Below are 14,765 nucleotides of genomic sequence, written 5' to 3' on the forward strand. Positions count from 1 at the left end.
CAACTTTCCTCTTATGAATCTGACAATCGTGTGAACAACCGATTATTTTTTATTTATTCTCCGTATGTAATAAAGGAGATTCAGTAAAACTAATAAAGACTTTCTACTTTATAATGATTATAAATTAATAACTCTATTTGTACGTTACCAAAAAAAGCCCTCATAATCAAGTGATGGAAACTATTCCATATGAATTATAACATCATCTTTCCTATCTTCTTTCATCATGAAGAAAAATATGTATGATTGTTCCAAATTGTAGCACAAACTTTCTCAATACAATGTATTTGACATTGTATTTCTTTTTCGTTATATTGATTTTATAAAATTAAATTGTGCACAACTTAATTAGAAAGGAGTTATGTATGACAGAGAATTCTTTACATCTAGATAACCAACTTTGTTTTTCTATTTACGCCTGTTCTAAAGAAGTTACCCGCTTTTATCGACCATATTTAGAAGATATGGGTATTACGTATCCCCAGTACATTACTTTACTCGTACTATGGGAGCAAGATGGACTAACAGTAAAAGAAATTGGAGAACGTCTATTTTTAGATTCCGGTACGTTAACACCTATGTTAAAACGAATGGAATCATTAAAACTTGTAAAACGCGTTCGTTCCAAAGAAGATGAGCGCAAAGTTTGTATTAAATTAACAGAACAAGGTAAAGACTTAAAAGAAAAGGCTTGTTCATTGCCGAAAACAATGGCAACAAATTTAGGAATTACAGAACAAGAATATCGTTCTTTATTAATTCAATTAAATAAACTAATTGAAACAATGAAAACAATTAATGATAGAAAAGGGGAATAAACATGGATAAATTATATACTGCTTCAGTAACTGCTACAGGTGGAAGAAACGGAAAAGTAATTTCAGATGATGGCATATTAAATCTTGATGTAAAAATGCCGAAAGCACTAGGTGGTGCAGGCGGAGAGGCAACGAATCCAGAACAACTATTTGCTGCTGGTTATGCCGCTTGTTTTGATAGTGCATTACAACTTGTCATTCGTACAAAACGTGTGAAAGTAGAAAGTACAGAAGTAACTGCTCACGTTTCTATCGGAAAAGATACAGATGGTGGTTTCGGCCTATCTGCTGTACTTGATGTACATGTTGCTGGCGTCTCTCATGACGAAGCACAAGAACTTGTAGAAGCCGCTCACGGTGTATGTCCTTATTCGAAAGCAACAAGAGGTAATATTGAGGTTACATTAAACGTACGATAAAAAAATTTAGTAAATAAAAAAAACGCGCGACATTCGTCACGCGTTTTTTGTTTTTGTCATTCTATGAATTGCCTTCCACGCTTCTTCTTTTCCAAGTCCTGTTTCAGAAGAGAATAGAACGATTTCATCGCCAATTTCAACAGCAAGCGTTTCTTTTACAACTTTTAAATGCTTTTGCCATTTCCCTTTCGGAATTTTATCGGCTTTCGTCGCAATAATAATTGTTGGGATTTCATAATGCTTTAAGAAATCATACATCATCACGTCATCATTTGTCGGTTGGTGACGTAAATCAACTACTAATACAGCTGCGTCTAATTGCTCACGTGTTGTAAAGTAAGTCTCAATCATCTTGCCCCATGCTGCGCGCTCTGTTTTAGATACTTTCGCATATCCATAACCTGGAACGTCAACAAAATGCATCATCTCATTGATCAAGAAGAAGTTCAACGTTTGCGTTTTCCCTGGTTTAGAAGAAATACGTACTAACTTTTTACGATTTAAAATTTTATTAATAAAGGAAGACTTCCCGACATTTGAACGACCTGCTAATGCAATTTCTGGTAAATCACTGTCTGGATATTGTTCTGGTTTAACAGCACTAATTACAATATCTGCTTTTGTTACTTTCATTGTTTCACTCCTACTAATGCGTGCTCCAATACTTCATCTAAATGAGATGCAAGCACAAACGTAAGGTTTTCTTTTACGCTTTCTGGAATATCATCTAAATCTTTCTCGTTTTCTGCTGGCAAAATAATTTTTGTTAAGCCTGCGCGGTGAGCACTTAATGTTTTTTCTTTTAAACCACCAATTGGTAATACACGACCACGAAGTGTAATTTCACCTGTCATCCCCACTTCTTTACTTACAGGAATACCTGTTAGTGCAGAAATAAGTGCCGTTGCCATCGTAATACCTGCTGACGGTCCATCTTTTGGAACTGCTCCTTCTGGAACATGAATATGAATATCATTTTTCTCATGGAAATTCGGATCAATCTGAAGTTCTTCTGCACGAGAACGAATATAGCTAAACGCTGCTTGTGCGGATTCTTTCATAACATCCCCAAGTTTCCCTGTTAAAATTAATTTCCCTTTACCTGGCGCTACAGACACTTCAATCGCAAGTGTATCACCGCCTGCTGCTGTATACGCTAACCCTGTTGCCATACCAACTTGGTCTGTTTTTTCAGCTTGCCCATAACGGAATATGTGCTTACCAAGTAAATCAACAATGTTTTTCTCTGTTACTACAATACGCTTACGTTCTGCTGTAACGATAATTTTTGCTGCTTTACGACAAACTTTTGCAATTTGACGCTCTAGCGTACGAACACCGGCCTCACGTGTATAATAACGAATAATTTCAAGAAGCGCTTCATCACGTACTTGTAAATTACCTTTTCGTAAGCCATGCTCTTTTAATTGTTTCGGCAATAAATGTTCACGGGCAATGTGAACTTTTTCAAGTTCTGTATAGCCAGCAATTGAAATAATTTCCATACGGTCAAGCAACGGACCTGGAACACTTGAAAGTGTATTCGCAGTTGCTACAAACATAACTTTCGATAGATCATACGGTTCTTCAATGTAATGATCACTGAAGTTATGGTTTTGTTCTGGGTCTAACACTTCAAGTAATGCCGCTGATGGATCTCCACGGAAGTCGTTAGACATTTTATCAATCTCATCTAATAAAAAGACTGGATTAACTGTTTTCGCCTTTTTCATACCTTGAATAATGCGTCCTGGCATCGCTCCAACATACGTACGACGGTGACCACGGATTTCAGATTCATCACGTACACCACCAAGGGATACACGGACAAAATTACGATTTAATGATGTTGCAATCGAACGCGCTAACGATGTTTTCCCGACCCCAGGAGGTCCTACTAAGCAAAGGATAGGTCCTTTTAATGAATTCGTTAACTTCTGCACAGCTAAATATTCAAGTACGCGCTCTTTTACTTTCTCAAGCCCGTAATGATCTTTGTTCAAAATCTCTTCAGAATGAGCAAGATCAATCATATCTTCTGTTGCTTCTGTCCACGGAAGTGCTAATAACCAATCCATATAATTACGAATAACACCGCTCTCCGCAGAACTTGCTGGTAATTTTTCATAACGGTCTAATTCTTTCAGTGCAGCCTTCATTGTTTCTTCAGGCATTCCTGATTGTTCAATTTTCTCACGAAGTTCTTCAACTTCCCCGCCCTTACCTTCTTTATCACCAAGTTCAGTTTGAATCGCCTTCATTTGCTCACGCAAGAAATACTCTTTTTGCGTGCGCTCCATTGAACGTTTCACTTTTTGTCCAATTTTCTTTTCTAAACTAAGTAACTCTTGTTCATCTTGAATAATTGAAATAAGTGTATGTAATCGTTCCTTCACAGATACAATCTCTAAGATTTCTTGTTTCTGCTTCGTTTTAATCGGCAAGTGAGAAGCAATTAAATCAGCTAATCTTCCTGGCTCTTCCACATCAGCTACCGTTGCAAATGTTTCATTTGAAACTTTTTTCGAAACTTTAATATATTGTTCGAAATGCTCCAGTAATGTACGCATAAGAGCTTTCTCTTCTAGATCATCTTCCACTTCTTCAGTTACCGTTTTGATAGAAACCTGCACTACATTCTCTTCTTCGATAAACTCTACTACTTCAGCTCTATGTAAACCCTCTACAAGGACACGAAGCGTACCGTTCGGCAATTTTAACATTTGCTTCACTTTCGCCACTGTACCTACACTATATATGTCATCTTCTTTCGGATCATCGATATTCATTTCTTTTTGCATCGCTAAAAAGATGATATTTTCATCCATTGCCGCCTGCTCTAGTGCTTGTATCGATTTATCACGTCCTACATCAAGATGCAGAACCATCGTTGGATATACGAGAACGCCTCTTAATGGTAGGAGGGGTACGATTCTTTCATTCGTATTCATACTAGACATAGCACCTCCATAATAAATTAAACTCCTGTTCAACTATTTTATATTACAATACATCTAGATGCAATTGCAGAGATTTTCCGCAATTGTAAATCCCTCGTTTTTTCTCCCTTTTAAAAAGGAAAAAAGACTCCGCTTAAGCATACAAACTTAAACGAAGTCTGGCAAATTTTATTATCGTTCATTCTCACATTGATTGTGCATCTGTTTCGTCTACAGTAGTATGTATATCAAGGTCTCGATGCATATTTTCCTGCATAAATGTTAGCTCAAATACTTCTTTTAACTTACGAACAGGAATGATTTCAATTCCTTTTATTGTATACAAAAACGGTTGCATGTTTTCAGCAGGAATGATGACTTTCTTAGCACCTGCTTTTTTCGCAGCTTTTATTTTTGCGTACACACCACCAATAGGTTTCACTTCCCCGTGTATACTTATCTCACCGGTCATCGCTACTTCATTACTCACATACGTACGATGCACTGCTGAATATACACCTGTTGCCATAGCAATACCTGCCGAAGGCCCATCAATTGGGATACCACCTGGAAAATTAATATGTATATCGTACCCTTCTGGCAACACATCTAGAGAACGAAGTACTGTTAATACATTATCTACAGAACCTTTCGCCATACTTTTACGGCGAATGGATTTCGTTTGACTACCAATACTTTCCTCTTCCACAATCCCGGTAACATTTACCGACCCTTTATCTTTCGCCTTGATTGCTGTTACTTCAATTTCTAATAACGCGCCTGTATTTGGTCCGTATACAGCAAGTCCATTTACAAGACCGATTCTCGGAATAGGATAAATACGTTTTTCATATTTCGGTGTAAGTTGGCTAGAGTGAACAACCCACTCTATATCTTCATCTTTAATGAAAGAACGTTCTTCATTTATTGCCATACCAGCAGAAATTTGTACAAGGTTAATTGCTTCTCGTCCATTTCTTGCATACATCCCGATCATTTCAACACCATTTTTACCTATTTGCATTTCCACTTTATCAGCTGCATTCTTCGCTACTTTTTGAATCTCTTCTGTATCTAACTCACGGAAAAACACTTCTAAACAGCGTGACCGAATAGCAGGAGGAATCTCCTCTGGCGAACGTGTCGTCGCCCCAACTAAGCGAAAATCGGCTGGCAAACCTTTTTGAAAAATATCATGTATATACGTTGGAATCATCGAATTTTCTTCACTATAGTACGCACTTTCCAAAAATACTTTCCGATCTTCTAACACCTTTAACATTTTGTTCATTTGAATTGGATGTAATTCACCAATCTCATCAATGAACAAAATACCACCATGCGCATCTGTTACAGCCCCTTTTTTCGGCTGTGGGATACCCGCTTGCCCCATTGCACCTGCCCCTTGATAAATCGGATCATGGACTGAACCAATTAATGGGTCTGCAATACCACGTTCATCAAATCTTGCTGTCGTCGCATCAAGTTCGATAAATGTTGCATTCGTACGAAATGGAGATTTCGGATTGCGTTTCGCTTCTTCCAATACAAGGCGTGCTGCCGCTGTCTTCCCGACACCTGGCGGACCATATATAATTACATGTTGCGGATTCGGACCACAAAGAGCCGCTTTCAACGACTTAATCCCGTCCTCTTGCCCTACAATATCTAAAAAGGATGTAGGACGTACCTTCTCCGCAAGCGGCTCTGTTAAAGAAATCTCACGCATTTTACGAAGCTGTTCTAATTCTTTTTTCGATTCTCGATCAATTGAAACTTTTTGTGTTCGCTGATTTCGAAGTAAATGCCAAAAATACAATCCGACAATTACACCAAAAACAAGTTGAACAAGTAAAAATATATTTGTCCAGCTCATAATTTATTTCCTCCCGCAATGTTTTATCACTTAGTATTTCCGCGGAGGAACATAGCTAAACATAAAGAAAAACAGCAATTATAAAAATTGCTGTTTCTTCTTCGCACTATGCAGATGTTTTTGTATCAAGTACAGTACCGTCTTGTAACACCAATTTCGGCGGTTCATTATCAGCTACTGTTTCTTTCGTCAGAATACACTTCTCGATATCTTTGCGAGATGGAAGTTCGAACATTACATCAAGCATTAAGCCTTCAATAATAGAACGAAGTCCACGAGCACCTGTTTTACGTTCAATTGCTTTTTTCGCAATCTCAACTAGTGCACCTTCTTCAAACTCTAACTCAACATCGTCAAGCTCCAATAATTTTTGGAATTGCTTAACAAGTGCATTTTTCGGTTTCGTTAAAATATCTACAAGAGCATCTTCATCAAGCGGCTCTAGATTCGCAATAACTGGAAGACGACCGATAAACTCCGGAATTAAACCGAATCTTAAAAGATCCTCTGGTAAAACGTGAGATAAAACATGCTTCTCATTTACATCAGCATTTTTCTTCTCAGCACCAAATCCAATTACTTTCTCACCAAGGCGACGTTTAATAATTGGCTCAATGCCATCAAACGCTCCACCACAAATGAATAGGATGTTCGTTGTATCAATTTGAATGAACTCTTGATGCGGATGCTTACGACCACCTTGAGGTGGAACGCTCGCTACAGTACCTTCTAAAATTTTCAGAAGTGCCTGCTGTACACCTTCACCAGATACATCACGTGTAATTGATGGATTTTCGGACTTACGTGCCACTTTATCAATCTCATCAATATAAATGATTCCTTTTTCCGCTTTCTCTACATCATAATCAGCTGCTTGGATTAATTTTAGTAAGATGTTTTCTACATCTTCCCCTACATATCCAGCTTCTGTTAAAGATGTTGCGTCCGCGATTGCAAATGGAACATTTAAAATACGCGCTAATGTTTGTGCCAATAATGTTTTACCACTACCAGTTGGCCCAATAAGTGAAATATTACTCTTCGCTAATTCTACATCATCAATTTTACTGTTAGAATTAATGCGTTTGTAATGGTTATATACCGCTACCGCTAGTGCTTTTTTCGCGTTATCTTGTCCGATGACATACTCATCTAAGATTTCACGAATTTCTACCGGTTTCGGTACATCTTTGAATTCTACTTCTTCGTCCTTCGCAAGCTCCTCTTGTACAATTTCAGTACAAAGTTCGATACACTCGTCACAAATGTAAACACCTGGACCTGCAACTAACTTTCGAACCTGCGTTTGTGTTTTACCACAGAAAGAACATTTTAATTGACCTTTTTCATCATTAAATTTAAACATATTTTCACACCCCTTACAAAGTGCTAACCTCTTGCCTTCGTATGTACACGATAAATGTATCGTATGTAAATACATATTATGTCACTACGTGGCGAGAAATACAAATAATATGACTAGTTATGTACAAATAAAAAAATTTTAAAACTTTTGAAATATGTATATTCGACTTGTAAAGGAAGTTTTCCTTCTTCATCGAAAAGTTTTATAAATATATTTCTATATTTATAAAACAAGGCACGATTAAAATCGCGCCTTGTTATTTTATTATGCAGCGTTGTCTACTAAGAAGTCTACAGCTTTACGCACTTTAAGGTCTTCAGATAAAGCGTCTACGCTTCCAAGAGCTTGCTTGATAGCGTCTACTGGCATACCGTACATTTCAGCCATTTTTTCAACTTCTGCAGTTACTTCTTCTTCAGTAACTTCGATGTTTTCAGCTTCAATGATAGCTTCAAGAACAAGATTGATTCTTACGCGTTTTTGAGCGTCTTCTTTCATTTGCTCTTTTAACTTGTCAGCGTCAGTACCTGTGAATTGGTAGTAAAGCTCAAGGTTCATACCTTGTTGGCTTAAACGTTGCTCGAATTCACGAACCATACGATCTAACTCAGTGTCGATCATAGCTTCTGGAATCTCGATTTCAGCGTTAGCAGCAGCTAATTCTACTACTTCGTCACGTACTTTGTGCTCAGCTTCGTGCTTTTTGCCTTCTTCTAAGTTTGTACGAAGTTTTGTTTTTAATTCATCAAGAGTTGCAACTTCTTCGTCAGCTTCTTTAGCGAACTCGTCGTTTAACTCAGGAAGTTCTTTTGTTTTGATTTCGTGAATTGTTACTTTGAATGTAGCTGGTTTACCAGCTAATTCAGCAGCGTGGTACTCTTCTGGGAATGATACTTCAACTTCTTTAGAATCACCAGATTTAAGACCAATTACTTGCTCTTCGAAACCAGGGATGAAAGTACCAGAACCGATTGCAAGAGAATAGTTTTCGCCTTTTCCGCCTTCAAATGCTTCGCCATCAACGAAACCTTCGAAGTCGATTACAGCTGTATCACCGTTTTCAACAGTTCCTTCTTCTTTAACAACTAGTTCAGCTTGACGCTCTTGTAAAGATTTTAATTCGTTCTCTACATCTTCGTCAGTTACAGTTGTTTCAACTTTTTCTACTGCTAAACCTTTGTACTCGCCTAATTTAACTTCAGGCTTCACTGTAACTTTTGCAGTGAAGATAAGGTTAGCATTTTTTTCGAACTTCTCGATGTTGATTTCAGGATGATCAACTGGGAAGATACCAGCTTCATCGATCGCTTCACCGTATGCTTTTGGTAAGATGATATCTAAAGCATCTTGGTATAAAGATTCGATACCAAAGCGTTGTTCGAATAACGGACGAGGCATTTTCCCTTTACGGAAACCTGGTACGTTAATTGTTTGTACTACTTTTTTGAACGCAGCGTCGATAGAGTTGTTTACTTCTTTAGCATCAACTTCGATTGTTAAAACGCCTACGTTACCTTCTAATTTTTCCCATTTTGCAGCCATTTATTCTTTCCCTCCAACTATAATAATGTATGCACATACCTCTATAGATTAAAATCTTCATTATCTCTTTTTTGAAATAACAAAAGTACAAATAATCCTCTAGCAAAAGCTTTCAGATATAATGTTCCAATCTACTAATTGTCTAAAAGACAACTACGGTATATTTTGTTCGAGAATAATATGAAACATATTAAGTAAGAGAATTACACTTCTCTTCTCTTACAAACAGGCAGATTTCTGCCTTTTGCAACCCTTACATTATAACATAGAATATGCTCGTTTCAAGAACCGAACGATTCTTTTTCATAATTATACGGGCAAATATCCTTCTCTTTCAACACGTAATAACCATTGATAGGAAATATGAAACTCTTCTAATTCAATATTATACGCTGTCATAAGCTCTTCTTCATCAATAGTCAATCCGAAACGCTTTCTTCCAATTCTCTCTAAAACAGCAGCCCAAATCTCCACTTTATCCATTAATAGAGCGAATGGGAAAACGCTAATTCGCAATTCTTTCCAATATGTAACCATCGCATCAAATATATCGGGATAATTTTGCTCTAATCGGCTTGATAATGTATGTATAATGTTATTGGATTGCTCCTCATTATGACCTGTAAATGCTGGAATCACCTTGATCGTATTTCCAAACTTTTCTACCTCTATCTCTTCTTCTATTTGATTTTCTATCATTTTATATAAAATAGAAGTTTTCAAATAAGGGTGCTGTTTTTCGTCTATTAAAAATTTCTTTAAAATAGGTAATGCAAGATCCAAGTCTTTTAACGAAAGTTGCTGAATCGCTCTTAGCTTTTGCCCAAAGTTTTCTCCAAACATTTCATTAGTAAACTCATCCAATTCAAAATTCGAATCGACTAGTGACGTATCTACTTCACTTAACATACCTTCTGCAAATAAAGCGAGCTGTGCTAATTTTTCCTTTTGCTCAGGCATTACATCTTTCGTTTGCAAAACCTTTTCAACGATTTCAATGACACCTTCATAATCATTTGTTTGAACTAAAATCGTCACATATGTTTCAAGAATATCACCAAATAATACAGCTCCTGTTTCAAGTAACTGTTCACATTTGTCTTTCGCTTCTTCCATATGTTTTAATTCTAACAAACAAATAACAGAAGCGAGTTCCGTTTGTTCCGTTTCTGCATTATACTGACGTAATATTTCAAAGCAGCGCAATGCATCTTCGAATTTCCGCTCTTTCAGTGCTAAAAAACCTTCATCAATATATCGCTCTGATAGTTGTGGAAACAATACGACCGTATTTTCTTTTTTATCCATACGTCCGCCTCTTTTTCTAGATTTTAATTATCTTTAAAGTAAATATATCAAATGAGTAATAAGAACACAACATCCCAAAACCCTTTGTTTGAAATATGGAAATATTTAATTTTTACATTTCGATATAAACAAATCCTTACTAAAAATTAAAAATGTACAAATAAAAATCCTCAGCAATTAAAGCAGAGGATTCATCATTAATGGAAAGCTTTTATAATAGTGGGGTATATAACAAGGGTAATAATTTGGAGAACAATAATTGCCATAACAATCATGCTAAAATAGAAGATTGGTTTACTTCGCTTCATTAAAAACATAATAATAAGCATCGTACAAGCAAACAAACTTAAGAAGAACAAACTCGTTGTCGAACTAAGTATACCACTCGGGACAAAGAACAATAACACTACACTACAAGTACCTATAATTCCAAATAACCATTCCATTCATTCACTCATTCCCTTTCCCTCTCATGGCAGTTTTTTTACTAAGCGATTAAATGTTTTACAACATCAACTACATACGTTAATTTCTCATACGCTACAAATCCAAAAGCAACTGTTAAACCCGTTACAATTAATCCTTTCATCATTTCTTCCTCCTCGTTTTATCGTTGTTACCTTTATTATAGAGGATTAGCAATTTGTTACCATCGAACTTCCTTACAGTTACCTTACAGAATTGTAAGATTTCAAAATGGATAGAAAAAAACCTCATATTACTTGAGAGGTTTTCACGGAATTTCTCTATAATTACTTGCAAAATTAACTTTTTCTCCTGGTTATTTTTCGGAGAATCCACTCTTAAACTGATAGATTTACTAAATAACTTAGGGTTGAAATAATTATTTGTTACTTTTCTTAACTTACCTTCAAATGTTTTTAATTATAAGAAAACACTTCATTGAAATCGTGTTAATATATTTTTATACAATTAAGAATTTAATTTAAAAGGGGGATTATGTATGTTTAAAAAAATGGCTGCAGATGTATTAGGGCTAAGCGATGTAGGTTCTGTCATTACACCGAAAGATTACGATAAAGTTGATGCTGATGATTACGTGATGCATGAAGATGGGGAGAAAATTTATTTTTTAATCAAATCAAAATCAGATGAATATTGTTTCACAAACAAAGGATTAATCCACCTAGATGGTACAAGTGCAACAAGTAAAAAACGTACACTACGCCGCTTTAGTTATAGTAAGTATCAAATTAAAAACGTAGCACTTGAAACTGCAGGAACGATTGATTTAGACGTAGAAATTAAGTTCCAGATGGGGGATGAGCATTATTCAATTGATGTTCATAAAAAACATATTGAAGAATTAAAAGATTTATATAAGGCTTTACTTAAAATAGAAGAAATTTCATACGACAACGATATTACATTACAGTATGCACATAAAAGTCTAGATATGGCATCTAACGCTTTCAGCCGTATTTCAAACGCACAAGTAAATTTAGCAGAACAATTTAAAGAAATGAACGAGATTGCCTTTAACTGGCTCGTTGATACGAAGAAACAATATAACGTGAAAGATTATGGTTTTGTATTTGAGAAGTTTATTAATAACTAAACAAGAAACCCTTGTTATCAAAAGATAACAAGGGTTTCTTAGCGTCCCAGGAGAGATTTGAACTCCCACTCCGCCCATTCCCGTACTATTTTATATATTTTGATCGCAGTCTTAATATATCTTCTCCTTCACGAATGCCTGCCGATCCCTTCCTCACATTTTTTACGACAGTCCAATCTGGGTTAGTTTCATCACCGATGTTCTGTACTGTAAAGTTGCCATCACCATATTTCCGGTGACCTTCTGCCAATTTCTCTGTTAAATCATTCTCATTTGATCTAGCCATCTTTGCGCCATCTCCCTTTTTTATACAACCTTCTTAAACTGTCCAACCAATCACACGTCCAGTCAATTGGAGATTCTCGTTTTCCGCTTCTATTAATTGTAACACACTGTCGGGGATAAGTTCCGATAACGGCTACTTAATCGTACTAGAATGGTAAAAAGTTTTATAACATTCTAAGTGAACAATTGGGATAATATAGATATGGATTTAAGTTTCATCATAAGCCTATTGATTCTTTAAATTAAACAAGAGAAATAGGGCGCATAAATAGCGCTCTTTTCTTAATGCACTTTAATCTATTGTATATAATAATTATCATATGTTACTTTATATTTTTTACACCTCTTGCACATACATCAATTTTTAAACAAACAAAAAACCTTGTTATCAAAAGATAACAAGGTTTTTTTAGCGTCCCAGGAGAGATTCGAACTCCCGACCGTACGCTTAGAAGGCGTATGCTCTATCCGGCTGAGCTACTGGGACATGGAGCGGGTGAAGAGAATCGAACTCTCGACCAGAGCTTGGAAGGCTCTTGTTTTACCACTAAACTACACCCGCATATGTTATTTTATTTTTCTTCGTTAGCGCTGTTGCCCTATCGACAATATTTATTATATGTATAACCATACATAAAGTCAACACCTTTTTTAAAAGAGGATAATTTTTCTTATCCTCTTTTAAAAACTGCTTGTTCAACTAGTTGTCCGTCTAATGTTTCAAAACGAACTTCCATTTGATTTTCATCCATTTCTAATAAAGCAAATGTCTTTTCTACACGCTGACGTGGCAATAAAATACTGCCTGGATTAATAAATAAAACGCCATCGATTAATTCTGCACCTAATACGTGAGAGTGTCCGAAGCATGCAACTTGCGCCCCTACCTCTTCCGCATGGTACGCTAATGTTTGTAATGTCATTTTCACGTTATGACGATGTCCGTGCACAACTACGAAACGAATGCCATCTACATCAGTTACAATTTCATCTTGAAAGTTAGCATAATCACAGTTCCCTTTTACAACATGGAAACCTTGCAGCTCTTCATGAGCAGGCGTTAGCTCTGAATCACCGCAATGAATCATGACATCTACTTTTCCTTCATAGTTCTCTTTCAACTGCTGTAATTCCTTCACGGAGCTATGACTATCGCTTACGATTAAAGCTTTCATCAATCTCTCTCCCTTATTCTCCTAAAAACCATTCAGGGATTTTTTCTTCTAGCTTACGAAGAGCACGTCCACGGTGGCTAATGGCATTTTTCTCATCTGAACTTAGTTCCGCCATCGCTCTTTTATATTCTTCCACATAAAAAATCGGATCATATCCAAAGCCGTTTTCCCCGCGGCGCTGCTCTAAAATATACCCTTCGCACGTCCCGTTTACAATGACAGGCTTTTTATCCCCTTCAGGGAAAGCCACTGCTAATGCACAGTAGAAACGAGCTTTACGCTTTTCAAACGCTATTTCATTTAATTCTTGTAACACTTTATCAATATTCGCTTGATCATCTTTCGGCTCTCCAGCAAAACGAGCTGAATACACGCCTGGTTTTCCATTTAAAGCATCTACAATAAGGCCTGAATCATCCGCGATTACGATCGCATTCAGCTGTCTACTCAGACTATCCGCTTTTAAGATCGCATTTTCTTCAAATGTTTCACCAGTTTCTTCGACTTCTTCAATATGAGGAAAATCGTGCAATGATTTTACTTCTAAATCAAATCGCTCAAATAACTCAGCAAATTCACGTACTTTCCCTATATTTTTTGTCGCTATAACAACTTGTTTCATACTTTCCACCTCTACTCTATATGAGATACGATGTCACCTAACGCTTCTTTTTGCATGTCGATTAGTTGGAAGATACCTTGTTCCGCAGCATCAAGTAATTCATTTAACTGCGCTCTGCTAAACGTCGCCTCTTCTCCAGTTCCTTGCACTTCAACAAACTGACCTTTTCCAGTCATAATTACGTTCATATCAACGTCTGCTTTAGAATCTTCTGCGTAGTTTAAATCTAAAACAACACCTTGCTCTTCAACAATTCCTACTGACGTTGCTGCTAAATAATCTTTTACTGGAATTTTAGATACTTTTTCTGCTTGTAATAACTTCTCAAACGCTAATACCATTGCTACATATGCACCTGTAATAGAAGCAGTTCTCGTTCCACCATCCGCTTGAATAACATCACAATCAATCCAAACCGTTCTCTCACCAAGTGCTTCTAAGTCAACTACCGCACGTAATGCTCGTCCAATTAAGCGCTGGATTTCCATTGTACGTCCTGTTACTTTCCCTTTACTTGATTCCCTAATTGTACGTTGTTCTGTTGCACGTGGAATCATCGCATATTCAGCTGTTACCCAGCCCTTTCCTTCTCCACGCATAAACGGTGGGACACGCTCTTCAATTGTCGCTGAGCAAATTACCTTTGTATCCCCAACCTCAATTAATACTGATCCCTCTGGATGTTTTAAATAATTCGTATGAATATGTATATGGCGTAATTCTGTTTTCTCTCTACCATCTACTCGCATAAAAATAACCTCCTCATAACTACTTGTTAGTATAGCCAAATTTAAATGTATGATATGTATACAATAAAAGAAGAGGAACCCAAAAAG

14 protein-coding genes and 2 tRNA genes are annotated in these 14,765 nt (G+C 36.6%); 3 read left to right on the top strand and 13 right to left on the bottom strand.

Features of this window, described 5'->3' with window-relative positions; all coding sequences use genetic code 11:
• The first annotated feature begins 365 nt into the window (after positions 1-365).
• Together JDS99_RS08745 and JDS99_RS08750 are read left to right on the top strand one after the other, a co-directional pair.
• The gene (locus JDS99_RS08745; RefSeq protein ID WP_098135087.1) at positions 366-818 is read left to right on the top strand and encodes a MarR family winged helix-turn-helix transcriptional regulator; all 453 of its coding nucleotides are present in this window, start codon (positions 366-368) and stop codon (positions 816-818) included.
• 2 nt (positions 819-820) lie between these two features.
• The gene (locus tag JDS99_RS08750) at positions 821-1,237 is read left to right on the top strand and encodes an organic hydroperoxide resistance protein (RefSeq protein WP_048541345.1); all 417 of its coding nucleotides are present in this window, start codon (positions 821-823) and stop codon (positions 1,235-1,237) included.
• A 36-nt stretch (positions 1,238-1,273) separates the two neighbouring features.
• Here JDS99_RS08750 and ysxC read toward each other — a convergent pair whose 3' ends face one another.
• The 7 genes from ysxC to JDS99_RS08785 all read right to left on the bottom strand — a co-directional run bounded on the left by ysxC (position 1,274) and on the right by JDS99_RS08785 (position 10,714).
• Positions 1,274-1,870, bottom strand: a complete 597-nt coding sequence (gene ysxC / locus JDS99_RS08755) for a ribosome biogenesis GTP-binding protein YsxC (protein WP_000869124.1) — start codon at positions 1,868-1,870, stop codon at positions 1,274-1,276.
• Entirely contained in the window at positions 1,867-4,197 is a 2,331-nt protein-coding gene (gene lon / locus JDS99_RS08760) for an endopeptidase La (protein ID WP_000097312.1), read from the bottom strand. The genes ysxC and lon overlap by 4 nt, the downstream gene beginning before the upstream one ends.
• A 184-nt stretch (positions 4,198-4,381) precedes the next feature.
• Positions 4,382-6,052, bottom strand: a complete 1,671-nt coding sequence (gene lonB, locus JDS99_RS08765) for an ATP-dependent protease LonB (protein ID WP_000119166.1) — start codon at positions 6,050-6,052, stop codon at positions 4,382-4,384.
• Between the two features lie 106 nt (positions 6,053-6,158).
• Entirely contained in the window at positions 6,159-7,418 is a 1,260-nt protein-coding gene (gene clpX / locus JDS99_RS08770) for an ATP-dependent protease ATP-binding subunit ClpX (protein ID WP_000472285.1), read from the bottom strand.
• Positions 7,419-7,682: 264 nt separating this feature from the next.
• Complete coding sequence (gene tig, locus JDS99_RS08775) at positions 7,683-8,960, bottom strand: trigger factor (protein ID WP_000729261.1); 1,278 nt, start codon at positions 8,958-8,960, stop codon at positions 7,683-7,685.
• Between the two features lie 309 nt (positions 8,961-9,269).
• Positions 9,270-10,268 (bottom strand): hypothetical protein, encoded by a 999-nt coding sequence (locus JDS99_RS08780; protein ID WP_098858169.1) that lies wholly within the window; start codon positions 10,266-10,268, stop codon positions 9,270-9,272.
• A gap of 197 nt (positions 10,269-10,465) precedes the next feature.
• The gene (locus JDS99_RS08785) at positions 10,466-10,714 is read right to left on the bottom strand and encodes a hypothetical protein (RefSeq protein ID WP_001983650.1); all 249 of its coding nucleotides are present in this window, start codon (positions 10,712-10,714) and stop codon (positions 10,466-10,468) included.
• Between the two features lie 518 nt (positions 10,715-11,232).
• Between JDS99_RS08785 and JDS99_RS08790 the strand changes: the two genes are divergently transcribed.
• On the top strand, positions 11,233-11,847 hold the full coding sequence (locus tag JDS99_RS08790) for a PH domain-containing protein (protein ID WP_000473869.1): 615 nt from the start codon (positions 11,233-11,235) through the stop codon (positions 11,845-11,847).
• 85 nt (positions 11,848-11,932) lie between these two features.
• On the opposite strand, the gene JDS99_RS08795 is transcribed toward JDS99_RS08790, so the two are convergent.
• The 6 genes from JDS99_RS08795 to rph all read right to left on the bottom strand — a co-directional run bounded on the left by JDS99_RS08795 (position 11,933) and on the right by rph (position 14,678).
• Positions 11,933-12,133, bottom strand: coding sequence for a hypothetical protein (locus JDS99_RS08795; protein ID WP_000124458.1), 201 nt, complete (start codon positions 12,131-12,133; stop codon positions 11,933-11,935).
• A 412-nt stretch (positions 12,134-12,545) separates the two neighbouring features.
• Positions 12,546-12,619: transfer RNA gene (locus JDS99_RS08800), tRNA-Arg, on the bottom strand.
• Between the two features lies 1 nt (position 12,620).
• A tRNA-Gly gene (locus JDS99_RS08805) sits at positions 12,621-12,694 on the bottom strand.
• Positions 12,695-12,803: 109 nt separating this feature from the next.
• On the bottom strand, positions 12,804-13,307 hold the full coding sequence (locus JDS99_RS08810) for a metallophosphoesterase (protein ID WP_000645521.1): 504 nt from the start codon (positions 13,305-13,307) through the stop codon (positions 12,804-12,806).
• A 13-nt stretch (positions 13,308-13,320) separates the two neighbouring features.
• Positions 13,321-13,929 (bottom strand): XTP/dITP diphosphatase, encoded by a 609-nt coding sequence (locus JDS99_RS08815; protein ID WP_141542736.1) that lies wholly within the window; start codon positions 13,927-13,929, stop codon positions 13,321-13,323.
• An 11-nt stretch (positions 13,930-13,940) separates the two neighbouring features.
• The gene (gene rph / locus JDS99_RS08820; protein WP_001261765.1) at positions 13,941-14,678 is read right to left on the bottom strand and encodes a ribonuclease PH; all 738 of its coding nucleotides are present in this window, start codon (positions 14,676-14,678) and stop codon (positions 13,941-13,943) included.
• Between the last annotated feature and the right edge of the window lie 87 nt (positions 14,679-14,765).

It is taken from the genome of Bacillus cereus group sp. N6 (assembly GCF_016483705.1).
Classification (GTDB): domain Bacteria; phylum Bacillota; class Bacilli; order Bacillales; family Bacillaceae_G; genus Bacillus_A; species Bacillus_A wiedmannii.

Coding starts and splice junctions, on each gene's coding strand:
- JDS99_RS08790 (WP_000473869.1), top strand. CDS start 11,233: ATGTTTAAAAAAATGGCTGCAGATGTATTAGGGCTAAGCGATGTAGGT.
- ysxC (WP_000869124.1), bottom strand. CDS start 1,870: ATGAAAGTAACAAAAGCAGATATTGTAATTAGTGCTGTTAAACCAGAA.
- tig (WP_000729261.1), bottom strand. CDS start 8,960: ATGGCTGCAAAATGGGAAAAATTAGAAGGTAACGTAGGCGTTTTAACA.
- JDS99_RS08810 (WP_000645521.1), bottom strand. CDS start 13,307: ATGAAAGCTTTAATCGTAAGCGATAGTCATAGCTCCGTGAAGGAATTA.
- lon (WP_000097312.1), bottom strand. CDS start 4,197: ATGTCTAGTATGAATACGAATGAAAGAATCGTACCCCTCCTACCATTA.
- JDS99_RS08795 (WP_000124458.1), bottom strand. CDS start 12,133: ATGGCTAGATCAAATGAGAATGATTTAACAGAGAAATTGGCAGAAGGT.
- JDS99_RS08780 (WP_098858169.1), bottom strand. CDS start 10,268: ATGGATAAAAAAGAAAATACGGTCGTATTGTTTCCACAACTATCAGAG.
- JDS99_RS08785 (WP_001983650.1), bottom strand. CDS start 10,714: ATGGAATGGTTATTTGGAATTATAGGTACTTGTAGTGTAGTGTTATTG.
- JDS99_RS08815 (WP_141542736.1), bottom strand. CDS start 13,929: ATGAAACAAGTTGTTATAGCGACAAAAAATATAGGGAAAGTACGTGAA.
- rph (WP_001261765.1), bottom strand. CDS start 14,678: ATGCGAGTAGATGGTAGAGAGAAAACAGAATTACGCCATATACATATT.
- JDS99_RS08745 (WP_098135087.1), top strand. CDS start 366: ATGACAGAGAATTCTTTACATCTAGATAACCAACTTTGTTTTTCTATT.
- lonB (WP_000119166.1), bottom strand. CDS start 6,052: ATGAGCTGGACAAATATATTTTTACTTGTTCAACTTGTTTTTGGTGTA.
- clpX (WP_000472285.1), bottom strand. CDS start 7,418: ATGTTTAAATTTAATGATGAAAAAGGTCAATTAAAATGTTCTTTCTGT.
- JDS99_RS08750 (WP_048541345.1), top strand. CDS start 821: ATGGATAAATTATATACTGCTTCAGTAACTGCTACAGGTGGAAGAAAC.